Source organism: Pseudomonas sp. NPDC089743 (genome assembly GCF_044748785.1).
GTDB lineage: Bacteria > Pseudomonadota > Gammaproteobacteria > Pseudomonadales > Pseudomonadaceae > Aquipseudomonas > Aquipseudomonas putida_X.
The window spans coordinates 1-15,695 of record NZ_JBIVGS010000002.1 but is presented as its reverse complement, the minus strand read 5'-3'; the positions used below and the strand labels follow the sequence as shown (position 1 = coordinate 15,695).

Below are 15,695 nucleotides of genomic sequence, written 5' to 3'. Positions count from 1 at the left end.
AACGGCCACAGGTTAGCGTGGCTGGCGGGTTGGATGAAACGCTTGTTTCGGCTCTGAAGGATGCGCTGATGGCTTTGGGTGGAAGTATTTCATTCTGTGGCCGGATTGAATGCCTGCCAACCTGTGCAGTCCCACCTGTTAGGTGGGTAACCGTTCACCTCAAACCATGGAGATACATCATGAAAGCAGTGGTATTCAGTGCCTTGCTGGCCACGGCCGGCCTGGCCCAGGCTGCGCAGACCGTGGAACTGCAACTGGCCACCCCGGATGGCCCAGGCAAAGCGATCGGCACCGTCAGCATCGAACAGAGCAAGTACGGCGCCGTGCTCACCCCAGACCTCAAAGACTTGCCACCGGGTATCCACGGCTTCCACCTGCACCAGAAGCCTTCATGCGCACCTGCCGAGGAAAATGGCAAGCCTGTGCCTGCAGGTGCAGCGGGCGGCCACTGGGATCCGGACTCGACCAATGCACACAAGGGCCCGTACGACGACAGCGGCCACCGCGGTGACCTGCCGGCGCTGTATGTGGGCGCGGATGGCAAGGCCACCTACCCGGTACTGGCCCCACGCCTGAAGGCGTCGGACTTCAAAGGGCACGCGCTGATGGTGCATGCAGGGGGCGACAACCACAGCGACCACCCCGAGAAGCTCGGTGGCGGTGGTGCGCGGGTGGCTTGCGGGGTGGTTCAGTAGGCTGCCCTAAGCGTGCAGGGCGACGTCGGCAGGCCTTGACCCTGTGTGCCGCAAACACAAAGCCCGCCAGGTGGCGGGCTCTGCGACAACATCGAGGGCTTAACGCTTTGGGTTCAGGGTCAGGTGCACGTGACGGTTGACGTCTTTGTACAGCAGGTAGCTGAACTTGCCTGGGCCGCCGGCGTAGCAGGCTTGCGGGCAGAATGCACGCAGCCACATGAAGTCGCCCGCTTCCACTTCGACCCAGTCTTGGTTCAAGCGGTACACCGCCTTGCCTTCCAGCACGTACAGGCCATGTTCCATGACGTGGGTTTCAGCGAACGGAATCACGCCGCCGGGCTGGAAGGTGACGATGTTGACGTGCATGTCGTGGCGCATGTCGGCCATGTCGACGAAGCGGGTAGTGACCCAGCGGCCTTCGGTACCCGGCATTTCGATGACAGTGGCGTTGTCGCGGTGGGTGACGAACGACTCAGGGATGTCCAGGCCTTCGACCTTCTGGTAGTGCTTGCGCAGCCAGTGGAAGGTGACGTTGGATTTGCTGTTGTTGCGCAGGCTCCACTCGGCGCCCGGGGCAAGGAACGCGTAGCCGCCCTGGCCCAGAGTGTGATGCTTGCCTTCGACGGTGATGTCGATTTCGCCTTCGACGACGAATACCACGGCTTCGGCGTTAGGGTCCAGCTCTGGGCGCTCGCTGCCGCCTTCGGGGGCCACTTCGACGATGTACTGGGCGAAGGTTTCGGCGAAGCCGGTGAGTGGGCGTGCGATGACCCACATGCGCATCTTGTCCCAGAACGGCAGGTGGCTGGTGACGATGTCACGCATCACACCTTTAGGGATCACGGCGTAGGCTTCGGTGAACATGGCACGGTCAGTCAACAGCTCGGTTTGAGCCGGGTGCCCACCGTGGGGGGCGAAGTAGGAGTGATTCGACATGAACGATCTCGACTTGTTGTTCTCTCCCCATGCCTTGGACCACACCGGCCGGTGCGTGCAGGGGATGCATGGACAGCATAGGGGCCAGCGCTGCACATCCACAAATTAAATGTTGGAATGCGCAGTATTTGATTGCTGAATGGCAGCCTGCTTCGCTGTGCATGCCTGGTCCTGAGTCAACCCACCCGATCAGCCACCAGTAACAATGACTGCGGCGCTGTGCTTTGTGGGTGTTGCGGCTCTTGTAAGCTCACCACCTTGAAACCTGCCATGTCCAACGCGTTCAACCAACTGGCCAAGGTGCGGAAATACCACGGCATGGGTTGCCACTTCCCGGCTACCCCGGCAAACGACTCTTCACGCCAGCCATCCTGGTAATCCCCGTGCGCCTCACTCCAGGGGTGTAGCGTCTGGATCACCAGTGCGCCACCAGGGGCCAACAGCGCGTTGATCGCCACCAGCAGCGGGATGATGTCCTGATGCAACAAGGCGAAGTTGCTGCAGATCAGGTCGTAACCCGTACCGATCTGGACCGCGCCATCGCACAGTTGCTGGTAGCTGGCCAGGTGCACCTTCGGCGAGCCTGCTTTGCGTGCTGCCTCAACCAGCGCGGCATCGCCATCCACCCCGGTGGCATCGATGCCGCGGTCGGCCAAGGCGCGCAGCAGCCACCCCTCACCACACCCCAGGTCCAGAGCGCGCTCAGGCTGGCGGCCCAGTATCGCGAACAGCATGGCTTGATCGGTGACTTGCCGCCGGCTTTCGATAGCCCCGCTGCGCACGGCTTCGATCCAGCGCTGGGCGTTTTGCTGCCAGCTAAGGCGCAGGGCTGCTTCAGGTGAGGGCATGGTGGCCTCCGGGGTTGCCTGCGACAACGCCGGTACGTTCAACCTCAATGTCCATACTTGCCAACCAGGCTCTGCGCACCTAATGCATGCCCTTGCAGCAACTCCATCAGGCCATTGCGATCCAGCCCCTCGGGCAAGATGCCGATGGGTATGTCCGTGGCTATCAGGGTCAAGGCATAGTGGTGCGGGTTGTCCCCGGCTGGTGGGCACGGCCCGCGGTAGGTGAGGGTGCCGCGCGAATTACGGCCCACGGTCACACCCTTGGTGGTCAAGGCGTACTTGCCTTCTTTGAGGCTACCCAGTTCAGGGTCGATGTTATAAGCGACCCAATGCACCACCCCGATACCCTTGCCGCCGTCCGGGTCGAACATCACCAAAGCCAGCGAGCGCGTGCCGGCAGGCAAATTCATCCAGCTCAACTGCGGCGTAAGCTCCTCGCCCGCACCGCAGGCCGGGTCGGGCCCGACCTGCTGCAGGGCGATGACGCCACCATCAGTGAATGACGATGAGCTGATCGACAGCGCACCGGAGTCGCTGCCCGCAGCCAGGGCGGTGCAGGGCATCAGCGCGGCGAGCAGCCAGGGTTTGAGGTTCATGGCGATTCCTTGGCAAGGCGACTCGCCGCAGTGTAGCCCAGGCTGCCGTCAGCGGCTGTCCTGGTCCTCGGCAGTGCCGCCGGTATGCCCAGCGCCAGACCCCGTCGCTTCGCCAGTGCTGTTGGAGCCGCCTGCGGCGCCATCGGCCGCATCGCCGCCAGTGTTGGCGCTGTCGTTGTCCCGGCTGCTGCCGGGGCTGTTGACGCTGCTACCTTCACCGGCAGTCTTGCCGCCTTGCTGGTCGGTTTTCGGATAGGCGTCGGTGTTGGTATTGGAGGTATCGGAAGCAGCAAAACTGGTAGCCGAGCCAAGGCCCAGGGCGAGCGTGAAAAGCAGGGGGAGGGGGCGAATGCGGATCATGGCGAATCTCCTGTGCGGATGATCTGTCATTCGTTTGGCTGGCCAATGATGGCCGGGTGCCCTTGGGGCGACGGGCGGTCACCCTGCGGGCCGCCCGGCAGCCCCCTGGCTTCAGTGGGCGTTGACGCCTGGGGCCGGAGCCTCTGTTGGCTCCAGCGGCGGGTGCTCCTGCGCTGCCTGCTTCAGGTCTTCGGTCACGCGCAATTCTGCGCCAGTCGGCGAGAACGTGGTCGAGGCGGTGAACGGTGCCGGGTGCTCCGCCGCTGGGCGTTTGCCCCGGCGCCAGAGGAAAAAGCACACCATGCCCAGGTTGACCACGGCAAAGGCCCAGAACAGCCCCGCCTCGCCAAACTCGGTCATGGCTGGCGAAATCGCCAGCGGGGCCATGGCCGACCCCAGCGAGTTGATCAGCAGCAGGCCCTGGATCATCGGCACCAGTGCATCGGACGGGGCCCGGTCGGCCGCATGGCTGACCGCAACCGGGTACAGCGCGAACACCCCACCACCGAGCAGGAACAGCATCACCGGCAGTAGCGGTGACTGCGAGGGCAGGAACACGGTGATCAGCGACAGCACCACGCACAGCGCTGCCAGGGCGATCAGCACATCCTGGCGGTCCTTGCGGTCGGACCAGCGCCCCACCGGATACTGCAACAGCATGGCGCCCAGGATCACCCAGGCCATCATGTTGCCGACTTCGCCCACGTCCAGGCCGATGCGCTGCAGGTACAGCGGCAGCAAGGCGTAGATCCCGGCGATGGCCACGCCCGAACCGAAGCAGCCGACCAGCCCGGACGGCGCCACACCCAGCAACTGGCGTGGCTTCAAGGGTTCGACCTGGTCCAGCAGCGGCGATACCCGCGGCAGGATCACGATCGGCAGCACCGACAACGCGGCCAGCATGCCGGCCAGCATGAACGGCGCGCTGTCACCCAGGTGCGTGATTTCGCCCAAACCGGCCTGGGCAATCACCCCGGCGCCGTAGAAGGCAATCATGTACAGCGCCAGCAACCGGCCGCGGATCTTCGCGTCGCCCGCCAGCAGCAGCCAGCTCTCGATCACCAGGAACACGCCCACCGCAGCCCAGCCGTTGATCAGGCGCAGGATCGACCACCAGGTGGTGTCGTAGAAAAGGCCCTGCAGCAGGATGGTCGCGGCGATCAGCGCGGCGAAGCTGGAGTAGGCGCGGATATGGCCGATGCGCAGGATCAGCCGGTCGTTGAAGATTGCGCCCAGGGTCAGGCCCAGGAAGTAGCTCGACGAAACGATACCGATCATCGTTGCCGATTCACCGGCAGCGCCAAGGCGCAGGGTAGTCAGGGAAGACATGAAACCGTTGCCCAGGGCAATGATGAACAGCCCGAGCAGGGGCGCCAGCGCCATGGCCAGCAAACGCGCAGACATACAAACCTCAAGTTGGAGTGGCGGTGAGAGAGCGCCTTTTCGAACGCGCACGCCAAACAGGCCCAATGAGGGCCGCGAGGTTGCACGGGTGTGCCTGGGCTGGATGCGACCTGGGCAAGACTCAACCGCTGGCAGCATGAAGCGCTGGGCCGGGCGGGGTCGGTTGAGCCTATTTCACATGACGGGCATGTGGTCAGGCACGGACTCTGTCGTTGCTGCCGGTTGCCACCGTTCAAGGCGACGGGCGAAAAGGAGGCGCGATTCTACGGCCTGCGCACGATTTACCCAAGGGGCCAGGGGCTGCGACGCGACGCCGCAGGTCGGAAGGGGGCCATTTTGAGCCTTACCCGGTATTCAAGAGAGCAGCAAATCAGCCGCAGGGCCTTGACGCCTGCTGCATAATGTCGCCCTGCACCCTTTCCAAGGAAGGCTTACCCCATGCTCGCTTCACTGTTCGCCGTTCTGGCCCCGGTCTTCATCGTCGCCGGCATCGGCTACGCCTGGGCCCGCAAAGGCCTGGATTACCCCACCGCATTCGTCGCGCGCATGGTCATGACCGTGGGCACGCCTTCGCTGGTGCTGTCGACCCTCAGCCGTACCGAACTGGACCCGGCAGCTTTCACCAGCATGGCAATGGCCTGCCTGCTGTGCACCCTGGCGATGGCGGTGTGCGGCTGGCTGGTGTGCCGCGCCTCGGGCCATCACTGGCGCGTGCTGGTGCCGGCGTTCATGTTCCCCAACACCGGCAACATGGGCCTGCCCATCAGCCTGTATGCCTTCGGTGAGCATGGGCTGGCGTTGGCGGTAGCGTTCTTCCTTACCCTGTCGATCGTGCAGTTCACGCTTGGCATGGCCATCTCCGGTACGGCAGCCACGTTCAAGGCGCTGCTGCGCAACCCCATCGTCATCAGCCTGGCTGGGGCCATGCCGATCATCTTCCTGGACTTCGAACTGCCGCGCTGGCTGGCCAATACGGCAGACCTGCTCGGTGGCATGTCGATTCCGCTGATGCTGCTGACCCTGGGCGTGTCGCTGGCGAGCATCCGCGCGCAGCACATCGCCAGCGGCCTGGTGCTGGGCGGCGTGCGCATCGTGCTGGGGGCGGGTGTGGGTTGGGCAGTGGGCATGGCGCTGGGGCTGGAGCAGATGGAGCGGGCGGTGCTGATGCTGCAGTCGGCCATGCCGGTGGCGGTGTTCAACTACTTGATGGCGGTGCGCGCCAACCGTGAGCCGGAGCAGGTGGCCAACCTGGTGATGTGCTCGACCGTGTTGTCGTTTGCCTGGTTGCCGCTGGTGCTGGCCTGGTGGCTTTGACTGGACCGGCCCCGCGAAGGGGCCGGTAGGCACCTCACTTGTCGAACAAGCGCTCGTGCACCCAGCCCTTGTCGGTCAGCACCATCGCTGTTGTTTCCTTGACCGGCGCCTGGTTGGTGGCCACGGCCTCATGCAGCGTGGGAATGTTCGCTTGCACTTCGTCGTCCGCCGCCCAGGCCGGCAGGCCGGTGATCTTGTAGGCGTAGGTGACATTGGAAATCGTCTGGCCCATCACCTCACCCGGTTCGGTGAAGCGCTCGATCGCAGTGACCTGCGCCTTGCCGAAACACAAACCGCCGCGGGTTTTGCCGTTGAGCGTTTTCTGCGCGTCAGCCTTGTAGTACTTGCGGCCTTCATCGGTAAGGTCGTAGGCGTAATAGATGTCGGTGCGTGCCGGCTGCCACAGGCGTTCCGGCACTTCAGTGCGGGAAATTTCCTTCTCGCTGACCACGCCGACTTGCGCCAGCGCGTGCAGCGCCTTGTTGGTGCCGGTGGTGTCGAAATCCTTGGTCTTGGCGGGGAAAGAAGTGACTACGAAGCAGTGGGGGTACTGGGTGTCGAGGTAGGCTTGCGCGGCGTTCTGGAAATGGGTTTCGCGGGTGTCCGTGGTGTCCGAGCAGCCAGCCACAGTGGCCAGCAGCGCCAGCGGTACGAGCTTCCTGTACATGATCAAGCGTCCTTGGATGGCGAAGATAAAACCGGTGGGTCAGAATTAGAACCCACGAGCTAGAGCGGCGCAATCGTGGCAAGACGGCATCTCGACGTAGTTCTCAGATTCACCGCGGGCCGGTCCAGTCATCTTTCATCCTGGGTATCGATACTCACCACCACCGACATTCCAGGGCTCAGACGCCTGGCCGCTGGCTGGTCGGCATCGACGGTAATGCGCACGGGTATTCGCTGGGCGATCTTGACGAAGTTGCCGGTGGCGTTGTCGGCTTGCAGTAAAGCGAACTCGGAGCCTGTGGCCGGTGAAATCTGCTGCACATGGCCCCGCAGCTTCAGGTGGTTGAGGGCGTCGACGGTGAAGGTCACCGGCTGGCCGATACGCACATTGGCCATCTGGGTTTCTTTCATGTTGGCAATCACCCACACGGTATCGGGCACCAGCGCCATCAGTTGAGCGCCGGAGTTGACGTAGGCACCCAGGCGCGTGCCGATCTGCCCCAGTTGGCCATCGCGCGGGGCTGTGACCCGGGTATTGTCCAGATCGATGCGCGCCAGCTCCACGGCTGCCTTGGCGTTTTCCACCGAGGCCTCCAGTGCGGCGCGGTTGACGATGACCGTCTCGCGGTCCTGCCGGGCGATGGCCAGCGCGGCTTTGGCCTGGGCCAGGGTGGCGACGGCAGCGGCCTGGCTGGCTTGGGTGACGTCCAGGTCGCGGCGCGACACCGAGCCATCGCTGACCAGCGCCTGGTTGCGGCTGAGGTCGGCGCGGGCCTTGTCCGCCTGGGCCTTGGCATCGCCGATGGCGGCCTGACGTTGGGCGATGGTGGCTTCGGCGCTGTTGCGCTGCTGCAGGTTGTTGGCCAGCGCCGCTTGCTCCTGTTGCAATTGGGCGATGGCCTGGGCCAGGCGTTGTGTGTAGATGCGGTCGTCCAGTTGCACCAGCAAATCGCCGGCCTTGACGAACTGGAAGTCATGTACAGGCACAGCGACCACATAACCGCTCAGTTGCGGCCCGATGATGGTGACCTGGCCGCGTACCATGGCGTTTTCGGTACTTTCGATGGCACTGCCGAACGGCGGCAGGCGCCAGGCATAGAGCACCAGCAGGATGCCGGCCAGGGCCACGCAGGCAAACATGATCGAAGACAGGATACGCACCCGTCGCGTGCGCACCGGGCTGGTGGGTTCGCTGGGCGGTGTGGCGCCTTCCGGGGTTTCAGCAAGCGCAGTGGTGGTGGTAGTGCGGTTTTGGTCGGTCATCGGTTGGCAGTACCGCTGGAGGAATCGGGTGAAGCGGCCTGGCGGGCTGTGTACCACAGCCAGGAACCGCGGATGCAAATCCAGATCATGGTGAGGATGGCGATGCTGCCGATCAGCATGAACACATCGTTGTAGGCCATGACGTTGGCCTCACGCGTGGCCGCGTTGGCCAATACGCGCAGGCCGGCCTCGCTGCGCAGCGCCGGGTCGGCGAGGATACCGGCATAACCACTGCCACCGCTTTGCACGCGGGCGTTGACCAGCGGTTCGAGGTAGCTCAAGCGGTCGACCAGGTGGCTGGAGTGGAATTTTTCGCGCCAGGTCTGGAAGGTCCCCAGCAGCGCGGCGCCGATCAGGCCTCCGAGGTTGTTGCAGATGCCGAACAGCACCGAGAAACTCACCAGGTTGCGCGGGTTGGCGCGCACGTGACTGATGCCCAGGGCCATGGACGGGCCGAGGAAGAAGGTACTGCCAAAGGCCAGCAGGAACTGGCTGAGGTACATCTGCGCCGGCCGTGTGAGGTTGCTCGAGCTGCTGTCCATGAACGCCCCGGTGGCCATGGCGAGCAACGAGATGAACAGCGGGATCACCAGGTGGTTGGGGCTGATGGTCAGGGCGCTGGTGGCCAGGCCCGCCACTGCGCCGAACAGCATCACCCAGTACAGCGTGCGCATCTGTTCGCTGCCCATGTTCAGCACCTGCAGAAACCCCACGGCGCCGGTGGACTGCTCGGAGGTGACCATGCGAATCAGGATCACGCACAGGCCCAGGCGGATGATCGCGCCGCTGCCCAGCCAGCGCGTCATCAGTAGCGGGTTCTGGCGGTTGTGCTCGATGGCCAGGCCGCTGAACACCAAAGCGATCGACGCGGCCAGGGCGACCCCTATCCACGGCGCTTCCAGCCACCAGTCGATGCGCCCCAGCGACAGGGCGGCGCAGAGCAGGGCGGTGCCGCTGGCCATCAGGGTAAAGGTCAGAAAGTCCAGCGGCTCGAAGGTTTTGAAGCGGTCGCCGGGGGGCAGCTTGAGCAGCAGTACGCAACCGAGCGCGGCCAGTGCCAGGCCCAGTTCGAACAGGTACAGGCCGCGCCATTCAGCGATTTGCAGCAGGTCTTCGGAGAAAATCCGCGCCAGCGGCAGGGCCAGCTGCGAGGCGCCCAGGCCCAGCACCATGGCCTTGAGCCGCCACTGCGCGGGGAACGCCTGGATCATGTAGTACAGGCCCAGCGAACTCAGCGCGGCCCCTACCATGCCGTGAGCGGCCCGCACGGCGATGGCCGAGTTGAGGTCGTTGACGAACAGGTGGGCGAAAGTGACCAGTGCGTAAAGCACCAGAAATACTTCGGTGAAGGCGCGCAGGCCGAACTGTTGGCGAAACTTGACCAGCAGCAGGTTCATCGACACGTTGGTCATGACATAGGCGGCGGGTAACCAGGCCATTTCCGCAGTGGTCGCGCCCAGGGCCCCTTGCAGAAACACCAGGTTGGCGGTGACCAGCGCGCTGCCCAGGCCGCCGGTGATCGCCACCAGCAGCCCGACCATGCCGAAGGCCAGGCGTTTGGCCGGTGTATGCAGGGGCGTGGAAGGGGAACCGGGCAGGCTGGGCTTTTCGTGCGGGAGCCACTGGTGAGGGGTGTATTTATCCATGGCGCAGACTGTACCCACAGGCCCTACTGCCGGCAAGCCGCCAGCAGCGCCAGTGCTGGCTCAGCCCCGAGCAGTGCAGAGCTCATACTGCAGCTCGAACCTGTCCTTTTTTGAGGAGCAACCCACGTACCTTTGGGCGCAACTGTCTTGCTCAACTGCTAAAAGCTGGCGCGACCCCAGTGGGAGCCGGCTTGCCGGCGATAGGGCCAGTGCAGGCGCCAAAAAAGCCAAAGGTCTAAAAAACTAAAGAGCTCTGGCCAGAAACTCGGCTGTGCGGCTTGCAGAACACCTCGCCACATCCCCGGGCGTACCACTCACCACCACCGTCCCGCCCGCATCCCCAGCCCCTGGCCCGATGTCGATCACCCAGTCGCTCTGCGCGACCACGCGCATGTCATGCTCGACCACCACCACACTGTGCCCGCCGTCTACCAGCCGGTTCAGCTGAACCAGCAGGCGATCGATGTCCTGCGGGTGCAGCCCGTTGGTGGGCTCATCCAGCACATACAGCGTAGCGCCGCGGGCGGTGCGTTGCAGTTCGGTGGCCAGCTTGATCCGCTGTGCCTCGCCGCCGGACAGCTCGGTGGCCGGTTGGCCCAGCCGCAGGTAGCCCAGGCCGATGTCCTGCAGCACCTGCAGGCAGCGCCGGGCCGGGGGCTGTTCGGTAAAGGCTTCAAGCGCCTGGTCGACTGTCAATTGCAGTACCTGGGCGATGGTCATGCCTTGCCATGTCACGGCCAGGGTCTGCGGGTTGTAGCGTGCGCCGTGGCAGGTCGGGCAGGGCGCATAGACGCTGGGCATGAACAGCAGTTCGACACTGACGAAGCCTTCGCCTTCGCAGGTCGCGCAGCGCCCCTTGGCGACGTTGAACGAGAAGCGCCCGGCATCGAAGCCAAGGGCCTTGGCCTGCTCGGTTGCGGCGAACAGCTTGCGCACATGATCGAACAGCCCGGTGTAGGTGGCCAGGTTGGAGCGTGGCGTGCGGCCGATGGGTTTCTGGTCGACCTGCACCAGCCGCTTGATGCGCTCCAGCCCCGCACTCACGCGCCCGCTGCTGGGCAGTTCAGGCTCGTCCTCCAGGCTCTGGTCCTCGGGCTCGGACAGCTGTTCGGCATGGCCCAGGTGTGTACTCACCAGCTCCAGCAAGGCCTGGCTGACCAGGCTCGACTTGCCCGACCCAGAGACGCCAGTGACCGCCGTGAAACAGCCCAACGGAAATTGCACACTGAGCTCACGCAGGTTGTTGCGGGTAATGCCTTCAAGCCGCAACCAGGCCTGCGCCCGGCGCGGCGTGCGGCGCGTCGGCTGTTGGCCGGCGAACAGGTAGGCGCCGGTGCGCGACGCCGCGACCTGTGCGAGGCCTGGTGGCGGGCCGCTGTAAAGCACCTGGCCGCCGTGTTCCCCCGCCGCCGGCCCGACATCTATCAGCCAGTCGGCCCGGCGCATGGTGTCCAGGTCGTGCTCCACCACGTACACCGAGTTACCCGCCTGCTTCAGCTGCTGCAGCGCCTCGAACAGCGCCTCGCTGTCGGCCGGATGCAGCCCGGCCGACGGCTCGTCGAGCACATAGATGACGCCAAACAGTTGCGAGTTGAGCTGGGTAGCCAGGCGCAGGCGCTGCAATTCGCCCGAAGACAGCGTCGGTGTGCTGCGCTCCAGGGCCAGGTAGCCGAGCCCCAGGTCGATCAGCGGCGCGATGCGCTCCAGCAATTCGTGGGCGATGCGTTGGGCCGCCAGGCGTTTTTCCAGGGTCAGGGTGTCGTCATGCTGCTCCAGGTAACCGGGCGCTGCCACTGTGCGCAGCACCTCGGCCAGTGCCTGCAGCGGCAGGCGCGACAGCTCGCCGATGTCACGGCCGGCGAAGGTTACAGCCAGCGCCTCACGCTTCAGGCGCTTGCCCTGGCACAGCGGGCATGGGCTGGGGCGCATGAACTGGGAGACCCGTTTGCGCATCTGCGCACTCTGCGAATGCATGAACGTGTGCATCACATAGCGCCTGGCGCCGCTGAAGGTGCCCTGGTAGCTGGGTTCGAGCTTGCGCTTGAGCGCGGCGCGGGTCTGCGCCGGGGTGAGGCCGGCATACACCGGGACGGTGGGTGTCTCTTCGGTGTAGAGGATCCAGTCGCGTTGCGCTTGGGGCAATTCACGCCAGGGGATGTCGACGTCATAGCCCAGGGTCACGAGGATGTCGCGCAGGTTCTGCCCCTGCCAGGCCATCGGCCAGGCTGCCACCGCCCGCTCACGGATGGTTAGCGACGGGTCGGGGACCATGGTCGCCTCGGTCACCTCATAGACCCGGCCCAGGCCATGGCATTCGGGGCAGGCGCCCTGGGGCGTATTGGGCGAAAAGTCCTCTGCATACAGCATCGGCTGCCCCACCGGGTAGCTGCCGGCGCGCGAGTAAAGCATGCGGATCGAGCTGGAAAGGGTAGTGACGCTGCCCACGGACGAGCGTGCGCTAGGGGTGCCACGTTGCTGCTGCAGGGCCACCGCTGGCGGCAGGCCCTCGATAGCGTCGACATCCGGCACGCCGACCTGGTCGATCAGGCGCCGGGCATAGGGCGCCACCGATTCGAAGTAGCGGCGCTGGGCTTCGGCGTACAGGGTGGAGAAGGCCAGCGAGGACTTGCCGGAGCCAGAGACGCCGGTGAAAACCACCAAGGCGTCCCGGGGGATGTCGACGTCGATGTTCTTGAGGTTATGCTCACGGGCGCCACGTACGCGGATGAAGCCTGGCGGGGTCGGGTGGCGGGGTGGCATGGGGTGGTCCTTGGCGACGTCAAAAGCTCAAGTTAACAGGATTTCCATTGCCAAGGGCATACGTGCTCTTGTTTGTGGAAAGGGCGCTTCTAAGTAGACTGTACCCACTTTCAATGGCAGTGCTGCACATGACGCTTATGCAATCTCGCTTGGCTGGTCGTATCGGTTTCGCTTCCATCAGTATCGCCGTTGTCGGCGCGCTGTTTTCCCTGTATGTGGCACTCGACTCAGGTGGCCACGCACCCATGCTCATTGGCAGCTCCTCCCTCATGTGGGCTTTGACGTTCCTTTGGCTCACCAACGTGATCACCTTGGTACTGAACGCCCTGGTATGGCTTTTAGGGCGCCGCCCAAGATGGCTCAGTTGGACCTTGGGGGGCCAGCTGCTGTTCATGATCGGGCTGCTACTTTTGGACGGGTGATTGCTGCGTGAGGGTTCGCTCAGTTTCGAGCCGAGCAGCGAATCGTCTGGCGCGCGGCGTACCCATTTAAATAGGATTGCCAAGCTCCCGGCCTTCGGCGGGCTTGCACTAGTACGGCGGGTGCTGGGTCAACTCGAACCAGCGCCCGGCCTGCAACTGGCGCACACCGGCCTGACCGTGCACGCGGGGGGCCTGGGATTCGCGCTGTTCGATCTGCACGCGGCTCAGCCAGTCGCCGCGCTCTTGCTTCTGCCAGGTGTACTGGCCCTGGTACTCGTAGCGTTCCAGGGCTGCGGGGGAGTGCAATTCATATACGCACCAATGTTGCAACCAATTCATCCCAAAAGCGCAAAGCCTCGTCATCATCTTTAAAGCCTGGGCCACCTTCCACAGTGCTCAATTCTAAAACTGTATAGGGCGCTAGGCTGGACTCCGGAGTTCCGGGATACTCCAGACGGAAAGAGTATAAAGTTTTGCCATCAGTTCTTGACTTGAGAAGTAACTCTTCGAATGGCAGTCCGCTAATTGTTTTATTTGACTTCCTCATGAGTGTAGTACGTGAGAGAACACTCTTGAGAAGCGGCCTGATTACTCCCGATGATCGCTTTTCATAACGCGAAATAAGTCCTTCTTCAGGCGCTCCGATGACTTGCGTGTCAAATATCAAATGGATTCCAGGTTTAGATGTAATTGGTAGTCCTATAGATACTTGCTCAGGGTATTTGTCAACGGGAATATCCAAGTAGCCAGCTTCTATGGCGAACGTTCCCGCAGGCGGGCTTGAAGTCGGTGGGCGAAAATGAATTCTAGAGTTTATGTCATTTACAACGGACATGGCTCTATTAAAGGAATCCAATTCAATAAGCTCTACACGCTGCTTGTATAGAGTGTTTTTTGTGGTTAGATAAAAAATATCAAAAGTATAGTCAGTGGATTTAGAGACCACAACAGCCCCCCCACCATTAAGCCTGACGGTTTGATCATATGCCGCGTATCCAGATTCGTGAAGCTTATTTATTTCGCTAACAGTGGTGCCAATTTGCCTCTCAAGTTCCCGCTTCCCATTTTTACTGATAAGTTCGATTTTTTTTTCGCCTATTTTATAAGCGGACCATATTTTGGGCTCTCCACTAGGCAGTTGAAAGCTGAATCTCCCAAAAAAAAATCTGGTTGTCTGATCGCTCATCGATTGTGCTCCTGAACTAAAGCTCGTCAATAGAGTTGTTAAAAAAAAGCCAATAGAAATAATACGTGGTTGAAACTTATACCTAGATTTGTACATTTTTAGAAATCCTCACTATGCCGTACAGTGTTGCATATAAAGTTCTACCGTCCGGATCGTTATAGGCGCTCTGGTGGTCATAGCCAGGCGAGTTGTTGTGCGCGCCCACTCTGCAAAAATTGGGGTGTAACGTTGAATTCTTGCCGTGGGCGAAAGCTGCCTTGACTTGTGGGAAGTTTCTTCAGCTTGCAGAGGAGACCACAGGGACGGTTCCATCTCCCGGAGATATTTTGGGCCCGAAGCTGAATTTGAAACCTGCATCGAGTTCAATATTTCCTGAATGGTCGTCACTTGTAATATTAAAGGATTCTATGTCTCCCCAGCCAATCCAGTCGGAGCGCATCTGCGTGCGCACCTGGCCGGTGGAGTCGTCCATCACCCACTGGTTGAAGCCGCCGCCGCCGACTTCCTTGCTCTTGTAGCCGCTCATCAGGCCGCTGGAGTGCCAGGCGGGTTTGTGGCCGCCATAGACCTGGCCCATGACCAGCGGGCGGTCGATGTCGTTGTCGAGGAAGGTGACGACGACTTCTTCACCGGCCCGCGGCACGTGCACGCTGCCCCAGTCGGGACCGCTGCTGGGTTGCAGCATGCGCAGCCAGCAGGAGGAGAGTTCACCGTCCTGGCTCAGGCGATCCCAGTGGAAACGCACGCACAGGCGGTTGAGGCTGTCGGTGAACACTTCATGGCCGCTGGGGGTGACCACCACAGCGGTCTGCGGGCCGGGTAAGGTCGGCTTGGCATGCTCGAACGGACTGCGGTACGGCGCGCTGTGCAGCTGCCCTTCGAAGGTGCTGAGGAAGAAGCCGTAGGAGGCTTCGCTGAGCTTCGAGCCGAGCAGCCCATCGTCAGGCGCCGGCCGTACCGATTTGAACAACGGTGCCAGGCTGCCGGGCGCATCACGGCGCTGCTGGACCATGGGCAGGTTGCTCTCGGCGAAGAACTGCACCTCGATCAGCACGAATTGCCGGGCCTCGGCGGCCTTGCGTTCGTACAGCGGGTGCTGGGTCAACTCGAACCAGCGCCCGGCCTGCAACTGGCGCACACCGCCCTGGCCGTGCACGCGGCGGGCCTGGGATTCACGCTGCTCGATCTGCACGCGGCTCAGCCAGTCGCCGCGCTCCTGCTTCTGCCAGTTGTACTGGCCTTGGTATTCGTAGCGCTCCAAGGCGGCAGGGGCGGAAGCGGCTTCAAGCGCGGGCATCACGCTTTCGCGGGGCTGGCTGTGGGCCAGGTAGTCGACACTGCGCCAGTTGAGCTTGCCGCTGAGCAGCTGCGAGCCGGTGCTCCACTGGGTGATGCCGTCCTGCTTTTCAGTGACGCTCTGGGTGTGGAACGGGACGCTCTGCGGCGCGAGGGCGGGCAGGGTGTCGACGCTGTCGGTGAAGACGATGCAGTGGCTGTCGGCTTTGTAAGTGCTCCATGAACCCCACATTCAAAGCGCTTACCTGATGCCCGATGCTGTGCTCCCGATTTCCTTCTGGAGCCAGCCCTGCATGATGCGCC

The 15,695-nt window shown here is 62.8% G+C and carries 12 protein-coding genes and 2 pseudogenes; 2 read left to right on the top strand and 12 right to left on the bottom strand.

The genetic code is table 11. The features are described 5' to 3' along the window. Positions 1 to 179 precede the first annotated feature (179 nt). Entirely contained in the window at positions 180 to 695 is a 516-nt protein-coding gene (gene sodC, locus ACIPZC_RS03485) for a superoxide dismutase [Cu-Zn] SodC (RefSeq protein ID WP_267823503.1), read from the top strand. A gap of 99 nt (positions 696 to 794) precedes the next feature. Here the strand turns inward: sodC and ACIPZC_RS03480 are convergent, their stop codons facing one another. The 5 genes from ACIPZC_RS03480 to ACIPZC_RS03460 all read right to left on the bottom strand — a co-directional run bounded on the left by ACIPZC_RS03480 (position 795) and on the right by ACIPZC_RS03460 (position 4,839). After that, complete coding sequence (locus tag ACIPZC_RS03480) at positions 795 to 1,631, bottom strand: bifunctional allantoicase/(S)-ureidoglycine aminohydrolase (RefSeq protein WP_400624855.1); 837 nt, start codon at positions 1,629 to 1,631, stop codon at positions 795 to 797. A 176-nt stretch (positions 1,632 to 1,807) separates the two neighbouring features. Continuing rightward, positions 1,808 to 2,479, bottom strand: a complete 672-nt coding sequence (locus ACIPZC_RS03475) for a class I SAM-dependent methyltransferase (RefSeq protein ID WP_400624853.1) — start codon at positions 2,477 to 2,479, stop codon at positions 1,808 to 1,810. A gap of 44 nt (positions 2,480 to 2,523) precedes the next feature. Continuing rightward, positions 2,524 to 3,075: a YbhB/YbcL family Raf kinase inhibitor-like protein gene (locus ACIPZC_RS03470; protein WP_400624851.1), complete on the bottom strand. Its 552-nt coding sequence runs from the start codon at positions 3,073 to 3,075 to the stop codon at positions 2,524 to 2,526. A 48-nt stretch (positions 3,076 to 3,123) separates the two neighbouring features. Then, a complete protein-coding gene (locus tag ACIPZC_RS03465; protein WP_267823509.1) occupies positions 3,124 to 3,435 on the bottom strand; it encodes a hypothetical protein in 312 nt (103 codons plus the stop codon). A gap of 111 nt (positions 3,436 to 3,546) precedes the next feature. After that, positions 3,547 to 4,839 carry an MFS transporter gene (locus tag ACIPZC_RS03460; protein WP_267823511.1) on the bottom strand — a complete coding sequence of 431 codons (1,293 nt, stop codon included), beginning with the start codon at positions 4,837 to 4,839 and terminating at the stop codon, positions 3,547 to 3,549. 438 nt (positions 4,840 to 5,277) lie between these two features. Between ACIPZC_RS03460 and ACIPZC_RS03455 the strand changes: the two genes are divergently transcribed. Then, entirely contained in the window at positions 5,278 to 6,153 is an 876-nt protein-coding gene (locus ACIPZC_RS03455; protein WP_400624848.1) for an AEC family transporter, read from the top strand. A 34-nt stretch (positions 6,154 to 6,187) separates the two neighbouring features. Here ACIPZC_RS03455 and ACIPZC_RS03450 read toward each other — a convergent pair whose 3' ends face one another. The 7 genes and pseudogenes from ACIPZC_RS03450 to ACIPZC_RS03420 form a co-directional block, all read right to left on the bottom strand. Beyond that, positions 6,188 to 6,820 carry a hypothetical protein gene (locus ACIPZC_RS03450; RefSeq protein WP_400624846.1) on the bottom strand — a complete coding sequence of 211 codons (633 nt, stop codon included), beginning with the start codon at positions 6,818 to 6,820 and terminating at the stop codon, positions 6,188 to 6,190. A gap of 128 nt (positions 6,821 to 6,948) precedes the next feature. Then, entirely contained in the window at positions 6,949 to 8,082 is a 1,134-nt protein-coding gene (locus ACIPZC_RS03445; protein ID WP_400624844.1) for an HlyD family secretion protein, read from the bottom strand. Next, positions 8,079 to 9,728 (bottom strand): MFS transporter, encoded by a 1,650-nt coding sequence (locus ACIPZC_RS03440; protein ID WP_400624843.1) that lies wholly within the window; start codon positions 9,726 to 9,728, stop codon positions 8,079 to 8,081. Before ACIPZC_RS03440 ends, ACIPZC_RS03445 begins: the two co-directional genes overlap by 4 nt. 243 nt (positions 9,729 to 9,971) lie before the next feature. Then, complete coding sequence (uvrA, locus tag ACIPZC_RS03435; RefSeq protein ID WP_400624841.1) at positions 9,972 to 12,488, bottom strand: excinuclease ABC subunit UvrA; 2,517 nt, start codon at positions 12,486 to 12,488, stop codon at positions 9,972 to 9,974. 533 nt (positions 12,489 to 13,021) lie between these two features. Further along, positions 13,022 to 13,210, bottom strand: a pseudogene (locus tag ACIPZC_RS03430) (contractile injection system protein, VgrG/Pvc8 family); the annotation flags it as partial. 7 nt (positions 13,211 to 13,217) lie between these two features. Beyond that, complete coding sequence (locus ACIPZC_RS03425; protein ID WP_400624839.1) at positions 13,218 to 14,096, bottom strand: T6SS immunity protein Tli4 family protein; 879 nt, start codon at positions 14,094 to 14,096, stop codon at positions 13,218 to 13,220. Between the two features lie 430 nt (positions 14,097 to 14,526). After that, a pseudogene (locus ACIPZC_RS03420) lies at positions 14,527 to 15,624 on the bottom strand (type VI secretion system Vgr family protein); the annotation flags it as partial. Positions 15,625 to 15,695: the final 71 nt, after the last annotated feature.

What these genes read in the sequence shown, in the direction of transcription:
- ACIPZC_RS03475 (WP_400624853.1), bottom strand. Translation starts at nt 2,479, where the DNA reads ATGCCCTCACCTGAAGCAGCCCTGCGCCTTAGCTGGCAGCAAAACGCC.
- uvrA (WP_400624841.1), bottom strand. Translation starts at nt 12,488, where the DNA reads ATGCCACCCCGCCACCCGACCCCGCCAGGCTTCATCCGCGTACGTGGC.
- sodC (WP_267823503.1), top strand. Translation starts at nt 180, where the DNA reads ATGAAAGCAGTGGTATTCAGTGCCTTGCTGGCCACGGCCGGCCTGGCC.
- ACIPZC_RS03465 (WP_267823509.1), bottom strand. Translation starts at nt 3,435, where the DNA reads ATGATCCGCATTCGCCCCCTCCCCCTGCTTTTCACGCTCGCCCTGGGC.
- ACIPZC_RS03460 (WP_267823511.1), bottom strand. Translation starts at nt 4,839, where the DNA reads ATGTCTGCGCGTTTGCTGGCCATGGCGCTGGCGCCCCTGCTCGGGCTG.
- ACIPZC_RS03425 (WP_400624839.1), bottom strand. Translation starts at nt 14,096, where the DNA reads ATGAGCGATCAGACAACCAGATTTTTTTTTGGGAGATTCAGCTTTCAA.
- ACIPZC_RS03440 (WP_400624843.1), bottom strand. Translation starts at nt 9,728, where the DNA reads ATGGATAAATACACCCCTCACCAGTGGCTCCCGCACGAAAAGCCCAGC.
- ACIPZC_RS03455 (WP_400624848.1), top strand. Translation starts at nt 5,278, where the DNA reads ATGCTCGCTTCACTGTTCGCCGTTCTGGCCCCGGTCTTCATCGTCGCC.
- ACIPZC_RS03450 (WP_400624846.1), bottom strand. Translation starts at nt 6,820, where the DNA reads ATGTACAGGAAGCTCGTACCGCTGGCGCTGCTGGCCACTGTGGCTGGC.
- ACIPZC_RS03445 (WP_400624844.1), bottom strand. Translation starts at nt 8,082, where the DNA reads ATGACCGACCAAAACCGCACTACCACCACCACTGCGCTTGCTGAAACC.
- ACIPZC_RS03470 (WP_400624851.1), bottom strand. Translation starts at nt 3,075, where the DNA reads ATGAACCTCAAACCCTGGCTGCTCGCCGCGCTGATGCCCTGCACCGCC.
- ACIPZC_RS03480 (WP_400624855.1), bottom strand. Translation starts at nt 1,631, where the DNA reads ATGTCGAATCACTCCTACTTCGCCCCCCACGGTGGGCACCCGGCTCAA.